We start from the raw sequence: 16766 nt of genomic DNA, 5'->3' as shown, positions 1-16766 counted from the left end.
ATATAGTAGTGTTTTTGTTTTGAGTTTTTTTATACTCACCTCTCAAAATGCAGCTCTATATTAGTATCTTTTTTAATACAGCTTGTCCTATTAATTGATTTCCCAATTGTCCTATACAAATTACTTTAAGTTTCATGGAGGCAGGAATTTAGAACAAGAACAAGCAATTTATCGCCAGTTTCAATCATCAATCTGACGATCATATTTATACCCAAACAACTTGAAGTTGCAGGTAGGCGGCAAGTGAGTTCATCCCCAGAGCATAGATAAACTATGTGATTGGGATGAGTGAACGTAGCCAACACCGCTGCAACTTCAAGTAGAAAGGGGATTTAAATAAGCGAACTTTCGAATATGCATATTGATCCGCATAGAGAACCGTTGTACACGGTTACACAGAAAGACTTCCCAGCCACAGGACGCTCAATACTAGAAACTGTGTTGGGTGACGTTGATTGAGAAAAAATGAGGTGATCATGTGCGACTCTGAGTACGAATAAGACTGCCGCCATCGGAACAACGAATCGGTTTGTTACGATCCCGCTTTAAGGGTTTGAACTTATTTTGTAGCCAACTGGTTTAAGCTCGCCATGAGCAAGACGGCAGGATTAACATTATAACAAACTGATTTATAGCTATATTTTTAATTACGGAACTATTTCGTATTACCATGGGTATTACTTAATGAAATCTATTGATTTGTCAGAGATTACGCAGAAAAATCATCAATTCATTCCACCATATTCTGAGGCGTGTCAAACAACGGCTATAATTTTAGCAAAACAGATAGATCGCACAAAATGGAATCAAAGTATGGACAATGTCGAACTAGACAAAAAAGCTTAAATCTGTTGACATAGCAGCTTTCGTCTCCAACTACGAACTTTTTCAAGCGTTTGCATCAGGCAGAATTTCGCGAGCTCACGCTATTGAAATCCTAGTAAGTAAAAACGTTAGTAATGAAGCTGGTGCAGCCATTCGAATCGGAAACGCAAAGTTGATCTTTGAAAACGGCAGAGAGCTCGATGCACTTGAATTGATACTTCAATCTAATCGAGTTGAAAATAAGATACGCGATTTAGCACGAAAGCTCAGGAGATGACAACTTTCCTGAGAATTCAACACCCAACAGTTCACATTCATCATCCACGAGATCATAAGGGATAACCTTAACCGCTAGATTTTCATCAAATCTAAATGGTGGCAGAGATTCTTTAAAGTGCTCGTATGCTGGGTAAATCAGATATACCACGCCTACCCCACATAAATAATTTTGGCCATAAGCAAGCATTTGATACATGTCAGATTGACTAATACCATACTTCTGCTTTGCTGTGGCTTGCTTCTCGTCAATTCGTTTCCACTTAGTATCAGCCACATAAAGCGGCTGATGCGAAGTCTTATCACTAACTACAATATCGGGTTTGAGCCTAAACCACTCTTGAGACTTTCCGTTACGGGGCTTATGGGTCACTAGGGCACAACAGTTTGCTTGAGTTTTCAATTTAAGAAAAGGTTGTAGTGACTTTCCTAGCCTTATCGCAACATATCGCTCAAAGAGATTTTCCATCGGGAAAAGCATCGAAATACCATTGTGCAACCCTGATAGTGATACTGGTGATTGGTAACTCAAAATAAATTCACACCATGGCCTCACAGTACGATAGTGAACAAGAGAACGCTCCTTGGACCACTGGCGAAAATCCAGTGCATAATTTTTAGAGCAAGGGATATCATCAAGCGCAAATTGAAGTTCACTACCTAAACGCAAGTTATCGCTATTTTTAGACCACTTCATCACTTGAGTAAGCGCGGAACGTATTAATCTATTTTCTGCTCTATCCGACGAAAACTCATCATAAGAAATATGGAAACTATTAAGACAACCTGGCCTTTGGTTGATTTGCTTTGAAGTTTGTAACTGACCTTTTAAGTAAGGCTTACGAGCTTGAACTCTAGTGTATTGGCAACGAATCCCTTTCTTAATGACACCAGAGACCTCATTCAAGAAGTAACCAATCAATACTTCGAATAGAGGCCTGTTTAATGTTTGCAGGGAAGCACTTTCAAACCTATGCAGGTTAAGTTTATAGACTGTTGAAAGCATCTTAAGAAGCACTTTCGTGGTAGCTTGACTGTCTTGCTTATCTGAGATCTTAGGAAGAATCTCAATGCGGGTACCGCAAGGGGTTTCTAACACCCCAACATAGTTGATAACTTGCAAAGCAATCGAACTGCCATGCTTTTTGACCTTTATAAGATCAACTGAATCTTGGTTATTACTTTGACCGTTAACCATTAACCACTCAAACGCTTTACTTGGTATTGAGTGGCAGTCGGTACTCGACTCATTACCACCATTGAGTAATAAGCCGAATTCACGAACGGCAATCACGGAGTCATGATTCCTACCAAACATTAAGAATAGATACCGATATAAGCTGCGGCGACTTTAAAGGCATGATCGTTTTTAACATAAGGCTGTATGCCCACTTGGTCCCAATCATCTCCCATCAACTGAGCAATTTCGTTCGCGTCAAATTGCTCAACAACAAAGCGTAAGCTCTCATCTGTTTTAAGATGATCGCCCAATACCATTGCTACTCGTTCCCAATTTTCAAAGAAATACTCTTCCAGCAATGGAAGGATCTGTAATTCAAAAATTTCAGCCAGATGTTCAATCGACGGGTTATCTTTTAGTGATAGAAAGAAGCTGTGGCCTATCGTGTGCTCACGGTCGTACAGTAACTCTATTCGCTTATTAATAACCCGAACCATCTGCTCAATATCAATACCATCAATTAATGGAATTTCTGCAAGCAGTTCGTAGTTAGTCATCATTTCTTCAAACTGAAAACGACGACGCAACGCTATATCGATCTGAGCGAGTGACTTATCAGCCGTGTTCATCGTACCAATAATGTGTAAGTTATCAGGAACTGAAAAAGGCTTTTTTGAATATGGCAACTTAACCGATAGCGCTTCTTTACCACCCGCCCTCTTACTTGGCTCAATCAAAGTGATTAACTCACCAAAAATATTAGAAATGTTACCTCGGTTGATTTCATCAATAATCAGGACTCTCTTATCGGAGGACGCTTGATTAGTTAACAATATTCCTTTGCTAACAATCTCATCAACTAATGGACCTAATACATTAGGATAGCCATTTACTAGGTACTTCTCCATCAACGTATCTACTTTATCAAACACCCTTTTTTGCTTGATATCTTCAATGGAAATATCACCAGACCGTACTAAATCACAAAGCTCGTCAACAATCGACTTGGGCATTGGCAGATCAGAACCATTAGGCTTGCGAATAGTAATCAGCTCATCAGAAATTGATTCAATCTGATACTTACCTAGCGTGCGCCCTGGCGTTACGTTACCCCGGTCAGCACTACCTTGTAATATAGTTTGGAGTTTTTCAGTATCGATGGTGGAATCGTATAGTCGATACAAAGTCATTTGAGACAAGTTCTTCTTAAACAATTCATCAACTGGCAGTGATGGTTCGTACACTCTGTGCCAAGTAACTTTTCTTGCTTGAGAATAGCTAACATCATCAATAGCTGAGTTATCAAAATAATAGTCGCTGGTAATTTCAGCAATAGCACGAAACTTACGGTTACCATCTGAAACGACAATGAGATCACCCATAGCCATCTCATTTTTAAATTTGTTTACTGATGTAACTTGATAGGCATAGCTTTCGTTCTCAATCGCAACATTATTACTACGGTAGGTTTGAGCGACTTTTTTACGATCACTTGCCTTGGTGAAATCTATATCATATCCATAACCTAAAAGAACATAGCCATTATCAATACATTTTTGATAGATAAAGGCGTCATCGCCAGATGTATCACCTAGCGACATCTTCCAAATATTACGGCCACTAATATCTATATGATCTTGAGCCGCTTTTATTATTGGTTTCGCGCTAGCCGATTCACATAAACGTTTAAAAATACCGTCTTCGATTTCGTAGTTGACCTGATTGTTTTCTGTCGTCGCTTTCAAGCCTTCCACAAAATCTTCATAACTAAAGCTCTGATGGAAGGTAACAAAACCAATGCGATTGCTTTTTAGAAGTTCATCGAATCGCTTTTTGATAGCGACTCGATCATCGCCATGTGAATGGTAAAACTCAGGGTCAACAATCTCTAGAGCTTTATTGATCGTATTGTAGGTTTTACCTGTTCCTGGAGGTCCATAAAGAATCGTATTGAGCGGTTGAGGTTTATCATTACTCTTCACATCATACTCCTGCGCTGTATCGTTGACCTCATTGGTGGACAATGATTTAGGTTCCTTCCATTTCGAGCGCAGCGGCTCGACATAGTAGTCAAGTTCTTTGGTCCCGAACTCCGCTTCAAATGACTGCCTCAATGCCAATAGTCGAGCGTCGGCATCTTTTGTATCCATTCGGTTATATTGGGCACTCGTGATATCGGTTAAAGTCGTTAAAATAGACTTTCTATCCGTGTTACCGAAGATGCGCTCATGAGCCTTTGGAAACAGGAGATATAAAAACATATGACGAAACTGTCTCGTGCCATTTTCTGGAATAGACTCCAACCACAGAGGCAAACGGTCAACATCATTCAAAAGCTTTTTTTTCTCCAGTTCAGAGAGCTTTAACAAAGCTTCAACCAACCGGATAACATAAACAAGCTCACGCCAGCGACCTGTATTGTATGCGGTTCCAGCACTGCCAATTCCAGTTAAAGCATTGTCAGACAGGAATTTTTGCTTGGACTCTGGAGCAATCTCGTACCCACTCCAGAAAAATACTCTTTCAATACTGTTACGTTTAGACTCAGGACCAGTATTGCTTGGGCAAAGAAACATCAACCACAGCATTTCAGACGCCAGTACTTTGGCTTCAGGGGAAGCATCTGCCAGTTGAGTTTCTAACTTTTCAAAAAAGTCACCATCACCTTCATCTAGGTTCTCAACAAAATCTTGAATGAGCTCATTGCATACAGATGAGTTCCAGACTTTATAGTTAGTAAACAGTGATTGTTCTTGGATTAAACAACGTTCTTTAAACTCCGATATGTTGTTAAGTAAATAGCTTGAATCTTTGTCCCCACAATATCTAGCCAACTTTATTCCTTACATTTATTACTAATCAAAACCGCTTCTAAATCTGGTCGGTAGCTCATACCGTGCGCTTTTCTTTAAGGTAGCGCAATACTTCAGCCTTAGGTTTTAAATGCTTGTGCTTGGGCTGCTTACTATGGCATTCGACACATAATGCAATTAAGTTCGCTGGATGATTATTAGATTTCACCCCATCTATATGATGCGTATGGAGCAACTCTTTTCGTTGCTTTAACTCTACGCGGCATTCCTCACAACTGTAATTCTGACTTAACTTGTATACCTCGCTCACACTCTTCCAATCACTTGTGTAAGAAAAGTTGCTAAATTCGGCATGTCGAAGAGGTAAACTTTCCTCTGGGAAGCTATGTTGCTTTTTAAGGAACTCATGCAAGCTGAACTCCTTTTGAACACGCTTTTTCTCTTCTTCATTATTCCCAGCGTTTAAATATGGGAGGTATTTCAGTTTACGAAGACACCGACCACAGACAACGAGCTTTGCATCCTTGGTATTACCTTTATCATCACAGATAGGAATATCACCCTCTATGTAGCGAAGGGCTACTAGACGACCAAAACGTTTGTCTTTCCTTTCATCTTGAATCGTCTGACAATCGGTCAAATGATATCGCTTTGCTTCACTATATGGGTCAGCCACAGCTTTAGATAAGTCAGAGTGTTCTTTGATATATACAATGACACCGTGGCCATCATAGCTAAGCAATTGTCCATTTAAAGAAATGTCTAAGTCGAATTCTGTAACCAAATGTGGGACCTTCCTCAGCTCATCAAGTCTATCAAAGCCAAAAGAGTCTAATCTGACTGAAAACTGGCTCAGGCGCTCTGAGACATTTTCATCAACTAGTTTGTTAAATTCACTTAAGTCAACGTTTAGCTTCATTGGGCCTCTAAAATATCTTTCATGATGATATCGGAGTCGGCTATAATGCGAAATGAAATGCGACGTGACCGCTCTTTATCTTCATCTCCACTCTCAGTGAGTATGAGCTTAGAAGGACCATAGCCAATAGCTGACAGTTTGCTTCTCAACCAATATAGATGCTTTTGAAGTGGCTCTCCTTGAGACATAATATGATCAAAAAGCTGCTTTGAACGATTTTGTGAAAGATTCATATTTTTATAATACGCATTAAACTCTGAATCATCGTTATTCCATCCTGAAGAAGTGTGTCCTTCTATTTGTATGGCCTTGATCTCATTCCTATAGCGCTCCAGTACATTCAAGTATCGAGGGAAAAATTCACCCAAAACAAAAGTAAGTTGCTCAGGGAGAACGGATTTACCTTTAGTGAACTTATAACGTTCTGCATTGAAATCAATGATCAACGGTCTCTGCTCATTAAAATCTATTTCCCAGCGTTTAAAATCTTCCTCAAACTCTTCAGCCAATGCCCTATGAATTTCTAGCTGTTTTTCGCTTATTTTTACGGCAATACGCTCAATAGCCCTTTTATCAATATCTGTTCTGTTCATCAACGCCACACTGATCAACAAAAAAATCACCATCAGGCCAGCCATCAAATCGGTCACAGAAAGCCAATGCCCCTCACCTGAAGATGCGGTCCGCGATTGGAAAAGCCCACTGTGCATAATCAGCTCGCTTCTTCTAATAATTCAACAGACTCTAATCGGTGTAACTCTTTGTTCAATCGTTGTGCTGCTTTTGAATACTCTGCCGTGATATCGAGTAAGCCTTTACCCAAGTCAGTCAATATACCTTCCAATTCAAGCTGAATGTTTTGATGGAATACGACCGAGTTCTTTATTAAGTCAGTTTCAATTGTTTTCTGCACTTGAAGCGACCCCTTGATTTGCTGGTTCATCGTCTCTTCAATTCTTTTATCAATTGAGTCATGAGCTTTAATCAACAGTTGTTCGTTCTTAGATAACTGTTCTCGGTGCTTTTCTATTAAGCTCTCATTTACATTTGACAATGTTTTAGAAATATCAAGAACATCTTCTTTAGTGCCATTAACCAAACTATTCAACCTATCTTCTAGCTGACTAATTGAATCATGCAAAGTTTCTTTGATCTTGTCAGAAGACGTAGCCAAGTGGTTTGTCATAGATTCTATTTGCCCTGAAGCATTACTCAAATCACCACCAATACCATCTGTCGCTTCTACCAGCTTTTCGCTCAATACCAAAGCTTTGTCTTGAAGTTCTGTTGAAGCTTTAAGTACACCTTTCTCTAGGCTTTCACAGGTGTTCAAAATAGACTTATCAACTCGCTGACATAATTCATCCAGTTGCTTCTGAATTTCTGGCATGGCTTGCACAGCTTTATCACGCATAATGCTAAAAGCTTCTAACCGCTGATCCAGCTCCGTAATTTGTTGGTTCCACGTGTCAGAAGTCTCGGACAGCTGTTCCATAGCATCGGGAATCGCTTGAGTATGGTTGCTTATCACCATTAAGCTTTGTTCAGTAGCCACGACACTTTCCACCGCATGTTCAAACGCACTGGTCAATTGCTCTACCTGAAGCTTATATTGCTGTTGCCATTGCAACATTTTCAGAACGGATTCATCTAAACGCTGAAAATTGGCACCAAATTGCCCCATTAAACCTTGATTAAAACCTTCAATAGAGCTTTGCAGTGACTCCGCAATTTGTTGTGAAGCTTGTGAAGACACAGAGGAAGCAAACTGATTAATTTCATTAGTTAATTGATTGAAACTCTCTTGGCTTTGAGCGTGCTCTTGCGATGAAAAAGCTCTTAACAGTTTCATTTCACTAACAAGTTCGGAGAGTAACTTTTGGCTATTTTGGTGATGTGCTTTGGATTCAGACAGTTGCGAACAGAGAACTCGCTGCATGTCATCAGGGGTAACTTGAGATAGTGCTTTTTGATATTTGGGTATCTCAAATATTTTAAACAGCATGGAAAGTAACATTCCGAATATACTTGACCAGAATGCCAGTGTTAATCCACCTAATAGTGTTGAGATACTGTTGTTTAGATCATCAGGGTCAAAATCCATCAGCCCAATTGCGATCCCCAGAAAAGTGAAGAAAACACCACCCGATGTGAGCAAGCTTGGTACTGATGCAATACTATTAGAAGTAGGGTTCTGCTTGAGTAAGCTCCTCCCCTTCAAGTAACCCAAGAGTAACAACCCCCCAGATAAAGTAACTACAAGATAATCAAAATTAATGTTCTCTGCCATAAATACTAACCAACCAGTTTTCTATTGTTATATTTTAAATTAGCCTATTCGCATACCCAGCATGCGCCCTAACACTTCTTTCATTGACTCCTGAAAATCAGTCATCGACTTCATATCGGTAATTTGAGCCAAATCTATTTGACCTTCGTCTACGAGCTCATTGAGCGTTACACGAGTTGCTGGCTCACCCAAATGTTCTTCCAGCTCGGCTTTTAAAGATCGAGGCGAATCATCATTGCCCGAACGAGCTTCAAATGGAGTGCAATTTTGATAACCATTCTTAAGAGCACAGAGTAGCCAAGCCTCTGACTTAGGCTGAGCGACAAAAGGCACCCCATTTTCAAAGCCTTGAGCTTCAAAGCCATGTTCCATTGAAAGGCGCTTTGTATTGTAATCAGGCCATTTATTGCTGTCTGAGTCGTGAAAAAGAACAGCTAAACTAGGTTGAATTTCCGCATTTTGTGCTACATAGGCTAACGCTCGTGCAGCACTATAAAATTCGCGGGTTTCGTGTTGAGTCTTCTTACCGCGTCTTGAAAGCGGTTTGATTATGGTTCTATCGCGCGAGATCTCGGTAATATGAGTTTCATGAATCACTTCGAGCATTTCGGCTTCTAGCAATGAGAAGCCAGAATAGGGTTCAACAAACTTGTCTATTAACTTGCTGAGGGGCCCTATTGCTTCATTGCTTTTACCGATGTCGGTTTCACCTTCACCGCTGACAACTAAATACATGCGTTCTGCCCTCTTTAGTTGCTAATCAGTTGAACTGTCGCGGCTTCTGGCGCAAGATTTTCAAGAATCGTATCTTCGTAGGCCTCACCTGGCCCCATGAACTTTAGCTTGCGCTGCATAGAAGGGATATCAAACAAGCGAATAGCTTGCGTCGCACCTTGAGCATTTTTATAGAGGTAAACCACACCTGCTCTAGCTACATCATCTTCCATGTAGTTAAGAATCATAGGGCTGTGAGTGGTAACAACAACTTGAGTGTTTGCTTCAACTAAGCTGTCCACTAGCTTTTCGATAAGCTCTGGATTGACACCGTTTTCAATCTCATCAAGCAGAAGCGCACTTTGCTTTTTGGTCAGCTGTGCAAAGATCGCCATAAAACGCAGTAAGCCATCATTGATGTGTCTGGCTTCGGTTTTTATGCTCTTCTCGCCAAACTTTTCTTCAATTTCTAGCCTAACGGTGCCAGCCGACTTTTGAACTGTTGCATCCACTTTGACCAAGCTTGGGTATAGCTCTTTCAACGTAGCCACTAGGTTCGCTTTCTCTTCTTTGGTCATATTACTGATAAAGCTTGAAAGCATCTTACCGCCAGCGCCCAGTGTTTTACCGCTGATGTGTTGATCACGAAGCATTTCAGGAGAAAGCATGTCTAATGCATTCAGCTCATTAAAGAAGGTTTTAAACGCCACTAGCTCCTTTGGCAATTGATTCTCTCTTAATTGGGATAGGATCGAACCTTGATATGCAAAGGTAATAGGAGCTTGAAGATCTTCGGTTGGCAGTGAAAACTTACCATCAGCCACGTTGAGCAGCGTTCTGCCACCCCAAGTAATTTTCTCAGTCGTACAGTACAACTCTTTGCGGTTGAAACTGCCTTCCCAAATAACGAGGATATCCGAGTAAGCAAGCTCTACGGTAAAAGTAATATTAGATTGCTTAGTCAGAGTTGAATTGAGATCTCGTGCACTCCATTGACGGCTATCCAACCACTCATCAATGTCGCCACTTACTTGCTGTGACAGAAAATCAATAAACTGTAATACGGTTGATTTACCTGAACCGTTTAATCCCACTAAGCAGTTAAATTTGCTAAACGGCAGTGAAAAGTCTACCAACGACTTAAAGTTGTTGGCTTTGATGTTGACTAAAGAGAGTGATTGATTCATGTCGTTCATTATTCCTTCTCTGCCGTTTTTGCTTTGGTGGCGCGCTTGCGAGTGGTCTTTTTCGGCTTACTCTGTTCTTTTTCAGCAACAATACGTTCTAACAGTTTCTCTGCTGGTTCATCATTTGGATCTTGTGGCACCAACTCGCCTCGGAAAGCTTTGGCTAGTATCGATTGAGTTAAACGGTCTAAGCGAGCTTTGGCATCTAGGTATTGGTTTTCGACTTTATTAGCTCTTGCCATCAACAATTCAACTTTAGCAACAATCTCGACTATTTCAGCTTCTGATGGTAGCGGCAAAGGGAGCGGATTGACCATCGTAAGCTTGATATTAGGTTGCCCGCCTCCTGCATAGGAGGCTTGTCTTATATCTTCCTTTATTGCTCTCAAATGGTAGTCAAGATACTTGTTGGTAGTTTCTGAAGCCGAGTTTATTCCAACCAAACTATCTGGAAAACACACTGGGTACGTGGTTATCCCAGTATTGGCAATTGTTGCACCTACAATTGCTAGAACTACCGTACCCGCGTCAAATTCTCGACTAACCGAGTACCCTTTCTCATTTAATGTCTGTTTATGTGAATAAATGAACCCTCCTTGTCTTGGCAAGTCACCGATTTGAATAAAAGGGTAATCCCCATCAAAACAAGACGGATCATTTCTTGGACGGATAGAGAACTTGCCTCGATTGCATTTGGCATAATTTCCTAATGGAACCCACTGCCAACTTTCTGGTAACGCTGATTCTTCGACAATACTCCAGTCAAGGGCATACTTACCTGTCACTTCTGAATGCTTGATTGGTGCGTTCTCCTCACGCCACTCTTTCGTCAACTCCCCAGACGTAGCTGCAGCTAATACCGATTGGCGGAAACGTTTTAAAATTGCAGGAATTTTATCTAAACGAGCTTGGGCTTTATCGACCTTAGCAAGGATAGAATCTAACTTGTTGGCAATGCGGATTTGTTCGTTTAGTGGCGCAAGCGGTATCTCATACTTCAAGAGGTAATCTTTAGGTACTCGTTTATGCCCTACCGAACCGCCCATATGAACTTCACAGTCATCCATAAACTTTTTGGACTTCACAAAAGCATGTAGATATTGAGGTTGAATCAATTCGTCGATACAACGAAGGACAAAATACTCCGTACTTCCAGCGCCAATACCATTTGGTAAGCCTGTAACAATTCCACCTTTTCCATTTTCAAAGCAAGGAGTTATCTTTGCAAGAAGTACATCATCGTCCTTAAACTGAGTGAAGCCCTTTTTACAGCTGCCCCAGGTTTTAGTTTCAAAGTTAACAAAACCACGATAAGCAGTAGGCATGCGCACCATTGGAACAAAGCCACATTCAACCTCATCATCAATTCCCTTTAATTTCTCGTTCAGAGTAATGACTTGTCCAATTTGAGTATTAATCCACCCTTTTGGTAACTCACTCACAGAGCCACCTCATCACTTTGCGCTGAATCCAAATCCGCCAAAATCGCTTTTAGCTCTTCCATTGCCCCTGCCATTTCAACCAGCGCTTCATTGATTAACACATCTGGCGCAGGTAGCTTTGAAGCGTCTTCGTTGTTTTCATCACGAATCCAGCTTAGGTCTAATGAGTCATCTTTAGTCTTAATTTGATTGCGGCTAAAGCAGCGCAGGCGACAGCCATCAAGGTCATCTTTATGTTTGCTCAGGAAGTTTTGACGAGCTTTTTCATCGACCAGAGTTAGATCGCTACCGACTGCTTCATAAAACTCATCAAAATGCTTCTTAGTCAGAACAGTACGCTTACCAAACTTAGGCATGTTAGAGCGTAGGTCATACACCCATACATTTTGAGTTTGACCTTTATCTTGGGTTGGATCGATCGATTTAGAGAAGAACAAGACGTTGGTTTTTACCCCAGCGGCGTAGAAGATACCGGTTGGCAAACGCAAAATGGTATGAAGGTTACACTTCTCCATCAGGTCTTTACGGATAGTTTGACCTGTTGAACCTTCAAACAATACGTTATCTGGAAGTACCACCGCCGCTCGGCCACCTGGTTTAAGCATTTTTTGGTACATCAAATGCAAAAACGCCAACTGTTTGTTACTGGTGTAATAAACCAAATCGTCACGAGTTGGTACGCCACCGCCCTGCTTAGTGCCAAATGGCGGGTTAGCAAGAATCAAACTCGCTGGTGGTAGTGCTTTGCCCTCGTTAGACAAGGTATCACCAAATAGAATGCCGGAGTTTTTATCGTTTACCGCAAGGTCATGCAGCATCAGGTTCATCATGCCTAAGCGATGCGTGTCTTGAACCAACTCCATGCCAAAAAAGGTTTTATGCTGGTATCTATCGTAAGGTGCTGGTTCTAGCTCTTGGATGTCGTTGTGCTCTTCCAAGTAGTTATGGGCACTGATTAAGAAACCGCCTGTACCTGCGGTCGGATCAACAATGACATCGTCCAATGTTGGTTTCATTAGTTCGACCATCACGTCGATAAGCACACGCGGAGTAAAGTACTGGCCCGCACCCGATTTTTTCTCACCTGCGTTGATCTCTAGCAAACCTTCATACATATCGCCCAAACCTTCGGTTTTGGCGCTGTACCAATCAAGCTTGTCGATTTCTACCACGAGCTTATTTAGCGTTGCTGGTTTGCGGATAACAGTGCTGGCATTTTTAAAGATGGCCTTAGTAATCAATGAGCCGTGGTAGCCCAAATGCGCTAGCAGCTTTTGATACTGTTCTAAGCGAGTAGCTGCATTGTAGGCTTCTAGATCTTGCCAACGGTAGCCTGCCGGCAGTAACTCCTCTTGGCCCGTCTCTTCGACCATTTTAAGAAATATAAGGTAAGTGAGCTCGTTGAGGTACTCATGGTAAGTCACACCATCATCACGGAGTAAATTACATAAATTCCAAAGTTTGGCGACGAGATCTTGAGTACTCATTAAATTTACTACCTATTGTATTGACCAGCTTAAGCTGATTGTTGTTGTGGCTGCGATTTGGTTGTCTCATCAGGTGACGTTTGATCAACTGATTGCCACAATGCTTTGTTAAATTGTAAGAGAACATCCTCTACAGGCTGTTCAAAAAGTTTGTTAGCGCGTTTTAGCCCACCTTGCTGCTGCTTAAAAATGCCTTGGTCGAGTGCTGGCAAGTCAACAATGGTGGTTGCTTTCATCTGTTTGGCGATAAGCTCTAACCATTTCTTTTGCGGTGTTTTCCACTCTTGACTCGCTAACATGGTTTCAAGCGCTTTTTCTACTCGCTGTTCAAAAGGGATAAGAGGCTCGCCGAGCGCAGCTTGACGAATAAATCCAATGATTCGAGCGGCGATTTCTTCGTTTTTTACTTCGTTCCACGCAACTTGCAGATCTTGTTCTCTAAAGCGGTTCTTTTCAAGCTCAATCGCCAGCTCTTTTAGGCTTTTTCTTGTTAATTCCCAAGGTTTTTGCACAACTGTTTGAATTGCGATCAAACGGTTGCTGTTGGCGTTAACAAAATCGCTAAATGCTTGCAGATAATCGGATGGTTTTTGTCCATCGCCGTAACCTGTAGTGACATTGGCCACCTCGTCGTCATGATCAGAAATAATCACTGGAGGACGATTACCTCCTCCGGTCACTTTACTATCTAACAGCTCGCCTAATCCCGGATGCTTGGTAAACCACTGGGCAACTTCATCAACTGGTCGACTCTTCAAATCTTGAATAAAGTCTTCAGGGGATTGGCCGACAATAGTTTCAAAATCTTCGCGTTGAGATTCGGTTAAGTGACGACGCTTAACGTGTAACTTGGCGATAAACTGATTCTTAGCCAAGCTTTGCAGCTCTTCTTCATCGACTTGAGTCATTTCATTCTCGAGCTCGCTGAACGTGATATTCACGTTGGTCACGACAGGCCTCATGCTGTTCACATCTTCGAGCTGAGTATAGATATCGACCGCGTCAAAGATTCGAAATGGGCCCTTGACGATCTCATCACATAAACGTGTGGCACGACCTAACATCTGTTCAAACAAAATTCGACTATTCACACGACGCAGAAAGACCAGATTACAAATCTTAGGAACATCAACTCCAGTGGTTAATAGATCAACCGTCACCGCAATGTTGGGTAAACGATCGTTCTTAAACAGACGGATTTTTTCGAGAGGCTTGTCCGTTGCGCCAGTGATTTTTTGAATGGCGTCATCTTCTACTTCACCGTGGTAATGTTCACATGCTTCTTTTAGTGCTTCTACCACCTGGTCTGCATGTTTATCTGTTACGCAGAATATGAGTGTTTTCGCTTCTGAGTACGGGTTAATCGCGTCACTTTCGATTAGCCATTTCGTCACAACCTTGGTGAAATTTGGGCTAACAACTTTCCTGTTAAACTGTGAAACATCAAAATCGAGCTCATCGGGAGTCAGATACTTTTCAATCGTATTATCTTCAACGTTGTAAGCCTGAACTTCTTCGTTGATATCGTAATGAATACCTTGTTCCGCTAACTTGGTGTGAATTCTTATCGGTGGCAAATGATCGTTAAGATAGCCATCTATTACCGCTTCTGTATAGGTGTAGCTAAAAATAGGTTCACCAAAAATATCTACCGTATGTAGGGCTGGCGTGGCAGTTAAGCCAATTTTGAAAGCATCAAAGTAATCCAAAACTGCTCGGTACTTGGATTGGTAATCTTTTTGATCACGAAACTCTAGTTCCGTCTCACTCTGAATCCTATCAAGCAGATAGCCGCGGTGACATTCATCAACCACGATGCAGTCGTACTGACCAACGCCTGGTTTGGTATCACCATCATTCGGGTACAAAATACGTTTCACTAAGCCTTGTACAGTAGCGACATGGACTTTAGTATCGTCTTCAGGCTTAGCGACTGGTGGTTTATCTGCTTCCATACCAATAACATCGAATGTATCGGCAAAGGTATTTAAGTTCTCTAAGCGAACTTCTCCAAAGTCAGTGGTTGCCTGAACGCCAAGTGCAGAGCGATCAACCAAAAATAGAATTCGGCGAAAACGTTCCGCTTTGAGTAAGCGATACACTAAAGCAATACAGGTTTTGGTTTTACCGGTTCCGGTTGCCATTGCCACCAGCGCATTCGTCTTACCTTGTTTAATCGCCTGTTCTACTGACTGAATTGCCTTAATCTGATAGTCACGAAGTTTTAGGTCGTAATCAAACCCCATCTGGTCAAGTTCTTGCTCTGCTTGTTGTGGCGTTTGACGGAGGTAAGCTTTAATCTCACTAGGCGAGTACCAACCTTTCAGTGCTCTACGGCGATTAGTCGTGTCTCGAACATCCAAAAACCAAATGCCACTCTCTTGCTCTAGTTGTTCTAAGTAAGGTCGACCATTGGTCGCAAACACGACTGGCACTTTGAGCTCACCGTAAGTGGTTTCAATAACAATCCCACCTTTATTGGTTAAGCCTTTGGCATAGCGCTTTGCTTGGTCAATTGCGCCATAGACATTCTTCGCACTTTTTTTAGCTTCAACGATAGCTACAGGGGTTAACCCCATAAATAGAACGTAATCAGCCGGACCAGAGTTAGTCGGCCATTCAGCTATAGCGCGATTTTCATTGGCAACTGGTCTTGCCCCTTTTGAATATTTGAGGTTTACGCTGTCAGCTTTCCACTTCGCATCGTTAAGTTGCTCATCAATAAGAACTCGTGTTTCTTCTTCATTTAGCTCCAAACGTGACTTTTCAACTTGCTCAATGACTTTTGCTTGTGCTTGAGAGTCTTGCTGTGAAAACATCTTAAAGTACTTAACATTAGCCATGTCCATTTTGTGGCGGTAGTCAGCCAGAGTAGCTTCATGTTCAGTTGCAACCTCTTCCCATAACTGGCTTTCTGCCTGCATCTGCTCAGCTCGCTTTTTCTGCGCGTGAGCTTTTTCAGCTTCAACTTGTTTGAGTTCTTCAGCGACTTTTAATCGTTCAGAGGTTCTTTGCTGCGCAATTTCTAACGCTTGCAGTTTTTCTTCGAGCTGCCTTACATGTTCAGATGGGTCTTGAGGCTTTATAAATGGTTCCGGTTTGAATCCTTTTGCGTGAGAGCCGCCAAACAGAGTGTGGTACCAAGCACTAAGGGCATGCCCTAGCACCAAAGCTTTTAACGCATCTCTGTGACTAGAAGAAGTGAAGTCATGGTTAGCAGTGTTACCAAGCTTTCTTATTGTGTGGAAAGAATCACTAATACGCGGATCGAGGGTGAGTTTGTACTCTAGATTGCGCAAAAGGTCGACTTGTCTAATATCTCTTCCATCTTCATCTTTGCCATAACGAACGCCAACACGTGCAGCAACGTTTTGTGCTAGTGCTTCGCCTAGCTGACGAATCTTTACTAGAGTGGTGTTGGGGTCAGGAACAAAACATTGCTCTGCTCGATTTGCTAATTGAAACAGCAATTCATCATAATGCTTTAAAAACTCAAAATTACTTTTATCCACGCAAAGTTCCTTCATCAGCTCCAACAGGCTTTAACTGCAACTAGATTAGCATTTTACTATGTTTAAGACTGTTAGTTAATTCAGAGATTTAGCTAACCAACATCAACCTAACTGACACCAT

At 41.6% G+C, this 16766-nt stretch carries 10 protein-coding genes; all 10 read right to left on the bottom strand.

What is annotated here, in order from left to right:
* Window positions 1-1078: 1078 nt before the first annotated feature.
* From HGG78_RS12230 to hsdR, 10 genes are read right to left on the bottom strand one after another with little or no spacing between them, the layout of a single operon-like run.
* Window positions 1079-2419 carry an McrC family protein gene (locus HGG78_RS12230; RefSeq protein WP_172533030.1) on the bottom strand — a complete coding sequence of 447 codons (1341 nt, stop codon included), beginning with the start codon at window positions 2417-2419 and terminating at the stop codon, window positions 1079-1081.
* The gene (locus HGG78_RS12225; protein WP_172533029.1) at window positions 2419-5115 is read right to left on the bottom strand and encodes an AAA family ATPase; all 2697 of its coding nucleotides are present in this window, start codon (window positions 5113-5115) and stop codon (window positions 2419-2421) included. Before HGG78_RS12225 ends, HGG78_RS12230 begins: the two co-directional genes overlap by 1 nt.
* 55 nt (window positions 5116-5170) lie before the next feature.
* Complete coding sequence (locus tag HGG78_RS12220) at window positions 5171-6013, bottom strand: HNH endonuclease (protein ID WP_172533028.1); 843 nt, start codon at window positions 6011-6013, stop codon at window positions 5171-5173.
* Window positions 6010-6723: an OmpA family protein gene (locus HGG78_RS12215; RefSeq protein ID WP_172533027.1), complete on the bottom strand. Its 714-nt coding sequence runs from the start codon at window positions 6721-6723 to the stop codon at window positions 6010-6012. The genes HGG78_RS12220 and HGG78_RS12215 overlap by 4 nt, the downstream gene beginning before the upstream one ends.
* A gap of 2 nt (window positions 6724-6725) precedes the next feature.
* The gene (locus tag HGG78_RS12210) at window positions 6726-8303 is read right to left on the bottom strand and encodes a hypothetical protein (RefSeq protein WP_172533026.1); all 1578 of its coding nucleotides are present in this window, start codon (window positions 8301-8303) and stop codon (window positions 6726-6728) included.
* A gap of 39 nt (window positions 8304-8342) precedes the next feature.
* Window positions 8343-9038 (bottom strand): hypothetical protein, encoded by a 696-nt coding sequence (locus HGG78_RS12205; protein WP_172533025.1) that lies wholly within the window; start codon window positions 9036-9038, stop codon window positions 8343-8345.
* 14 nt (window positions 9039-9052) lie between these two features.
* The gene (locus HGG78_RS12200) at window positions 9053-10213 is read right to left on the bottom strand and encodes an AAA family ATPase (protein ID WP_254068207.1); all 1161 of its coding nucleotides are present in this window, start codon (window positions 10211-10213) and stop codon (window positions 9053-9055) included.
* Window positions 10213-11646, bottom strand: coding sequence for a restriction endonuclease subunit S (locus tag HGG78_RS19250; RefSeq protein WP_172533024.1), 1434 nt, complete (start codon window positions 11644-11646; stop codon window positions 10213-10215). The genes HGG78_RS12200 and HGG78_RS19250 overlap by 1 nt, the downstream gene beginning before the upstream one ends.
* On the bottom strand, window positions 11643-13133 hold the full coding sequence (locus tag HGG78_RS12190; RefSeq protein WP_172533023.1) for a class I SAM-dependent DNA methyltransferase: 1491 nt from the start codon (window positions 13131-13133) through the stop codon (window positions 11643-11645). The genes HGG78_RS19250 and HGG78_RS12190 overlap by 4 nt, the downstream gene beginning before the upstream one ends.
* Window positions 13134-13162: 29 nt before the next feature.
* Entirely contained in the window at window positions 13163-16645 is a 3483-nt protein-coding gene (hsdR, locus tag HGG78_RS12185) for a type I restriction-modification system endonuclease (protein WP_338326137.1), read from the bottom strand.
* Window positions 16646-16766: the final 121 nt, after the last annotated feature.

The organism is Vibrio aestuarianus, from assembly GCF_012395185.1.
Classification (GTDB): domain Bacteria; phylum Pseudomonadota; class Gammaproteobacteria; order Enterobacterales; family Vibrionaceae; genus Vibrio; species Vibrio aestuarianus.
Note: the sequence above shows the minus strand (reverse complement) of the source record. Positions and strands in the feature narration are given on the sequence as shown.

Coding starts and splice junctions, on each gene's coding strand:
- HGG78_RS12230 (WP_172533030.1), bottom strand. CDS start 2,419: ATGTTTGGTAGGAATCATGACTCCGTGATTGCCGTTCGTGAATTCGGC.
- HGG78_RS12220 (WP_172533028.1), bottom strand. CDS start 6,013: ATGAAGCTAAACGTTGACTTAAGTGAATTTAACAAACTAGTTGATGAA.
- HGG78_RS12215 (WP_172533027.1), bottom strand. CDS start 6,723: ATGCACAGTGGGCTTTTCCAATCGCGGACCGCATCTTCAGGTGAGGGG.
- HGG78_RS12210 (WP_172533026.1), bottom strand. CDS start 8,303: ATGGCAGAGAACATTAATTTTGATTATCTTGTAGTTACTTTATCTGGG.
- HGG78_RS12205 (WP_172533025.1), bottom strand. CDS start 9,038: ATGTATTTAGTTGTCAGCGGTGAAGGTGAAACCGACATCGGTAAAAGC.
- HGG78_RS12200 (WP_254068207.1), bottom strand. CDS start 10,213: ATGAACGACATGAATCAATCACTCTCTTTAGTCAACATCAAAGCCAAC.
- HGG78_RS12190 (WP_172533023.1), bottom strand. CDS start 13,133: ATGAGTACTCAAGATCTCGTCGCCAAACTTTGGAATTTATGTAATTTA.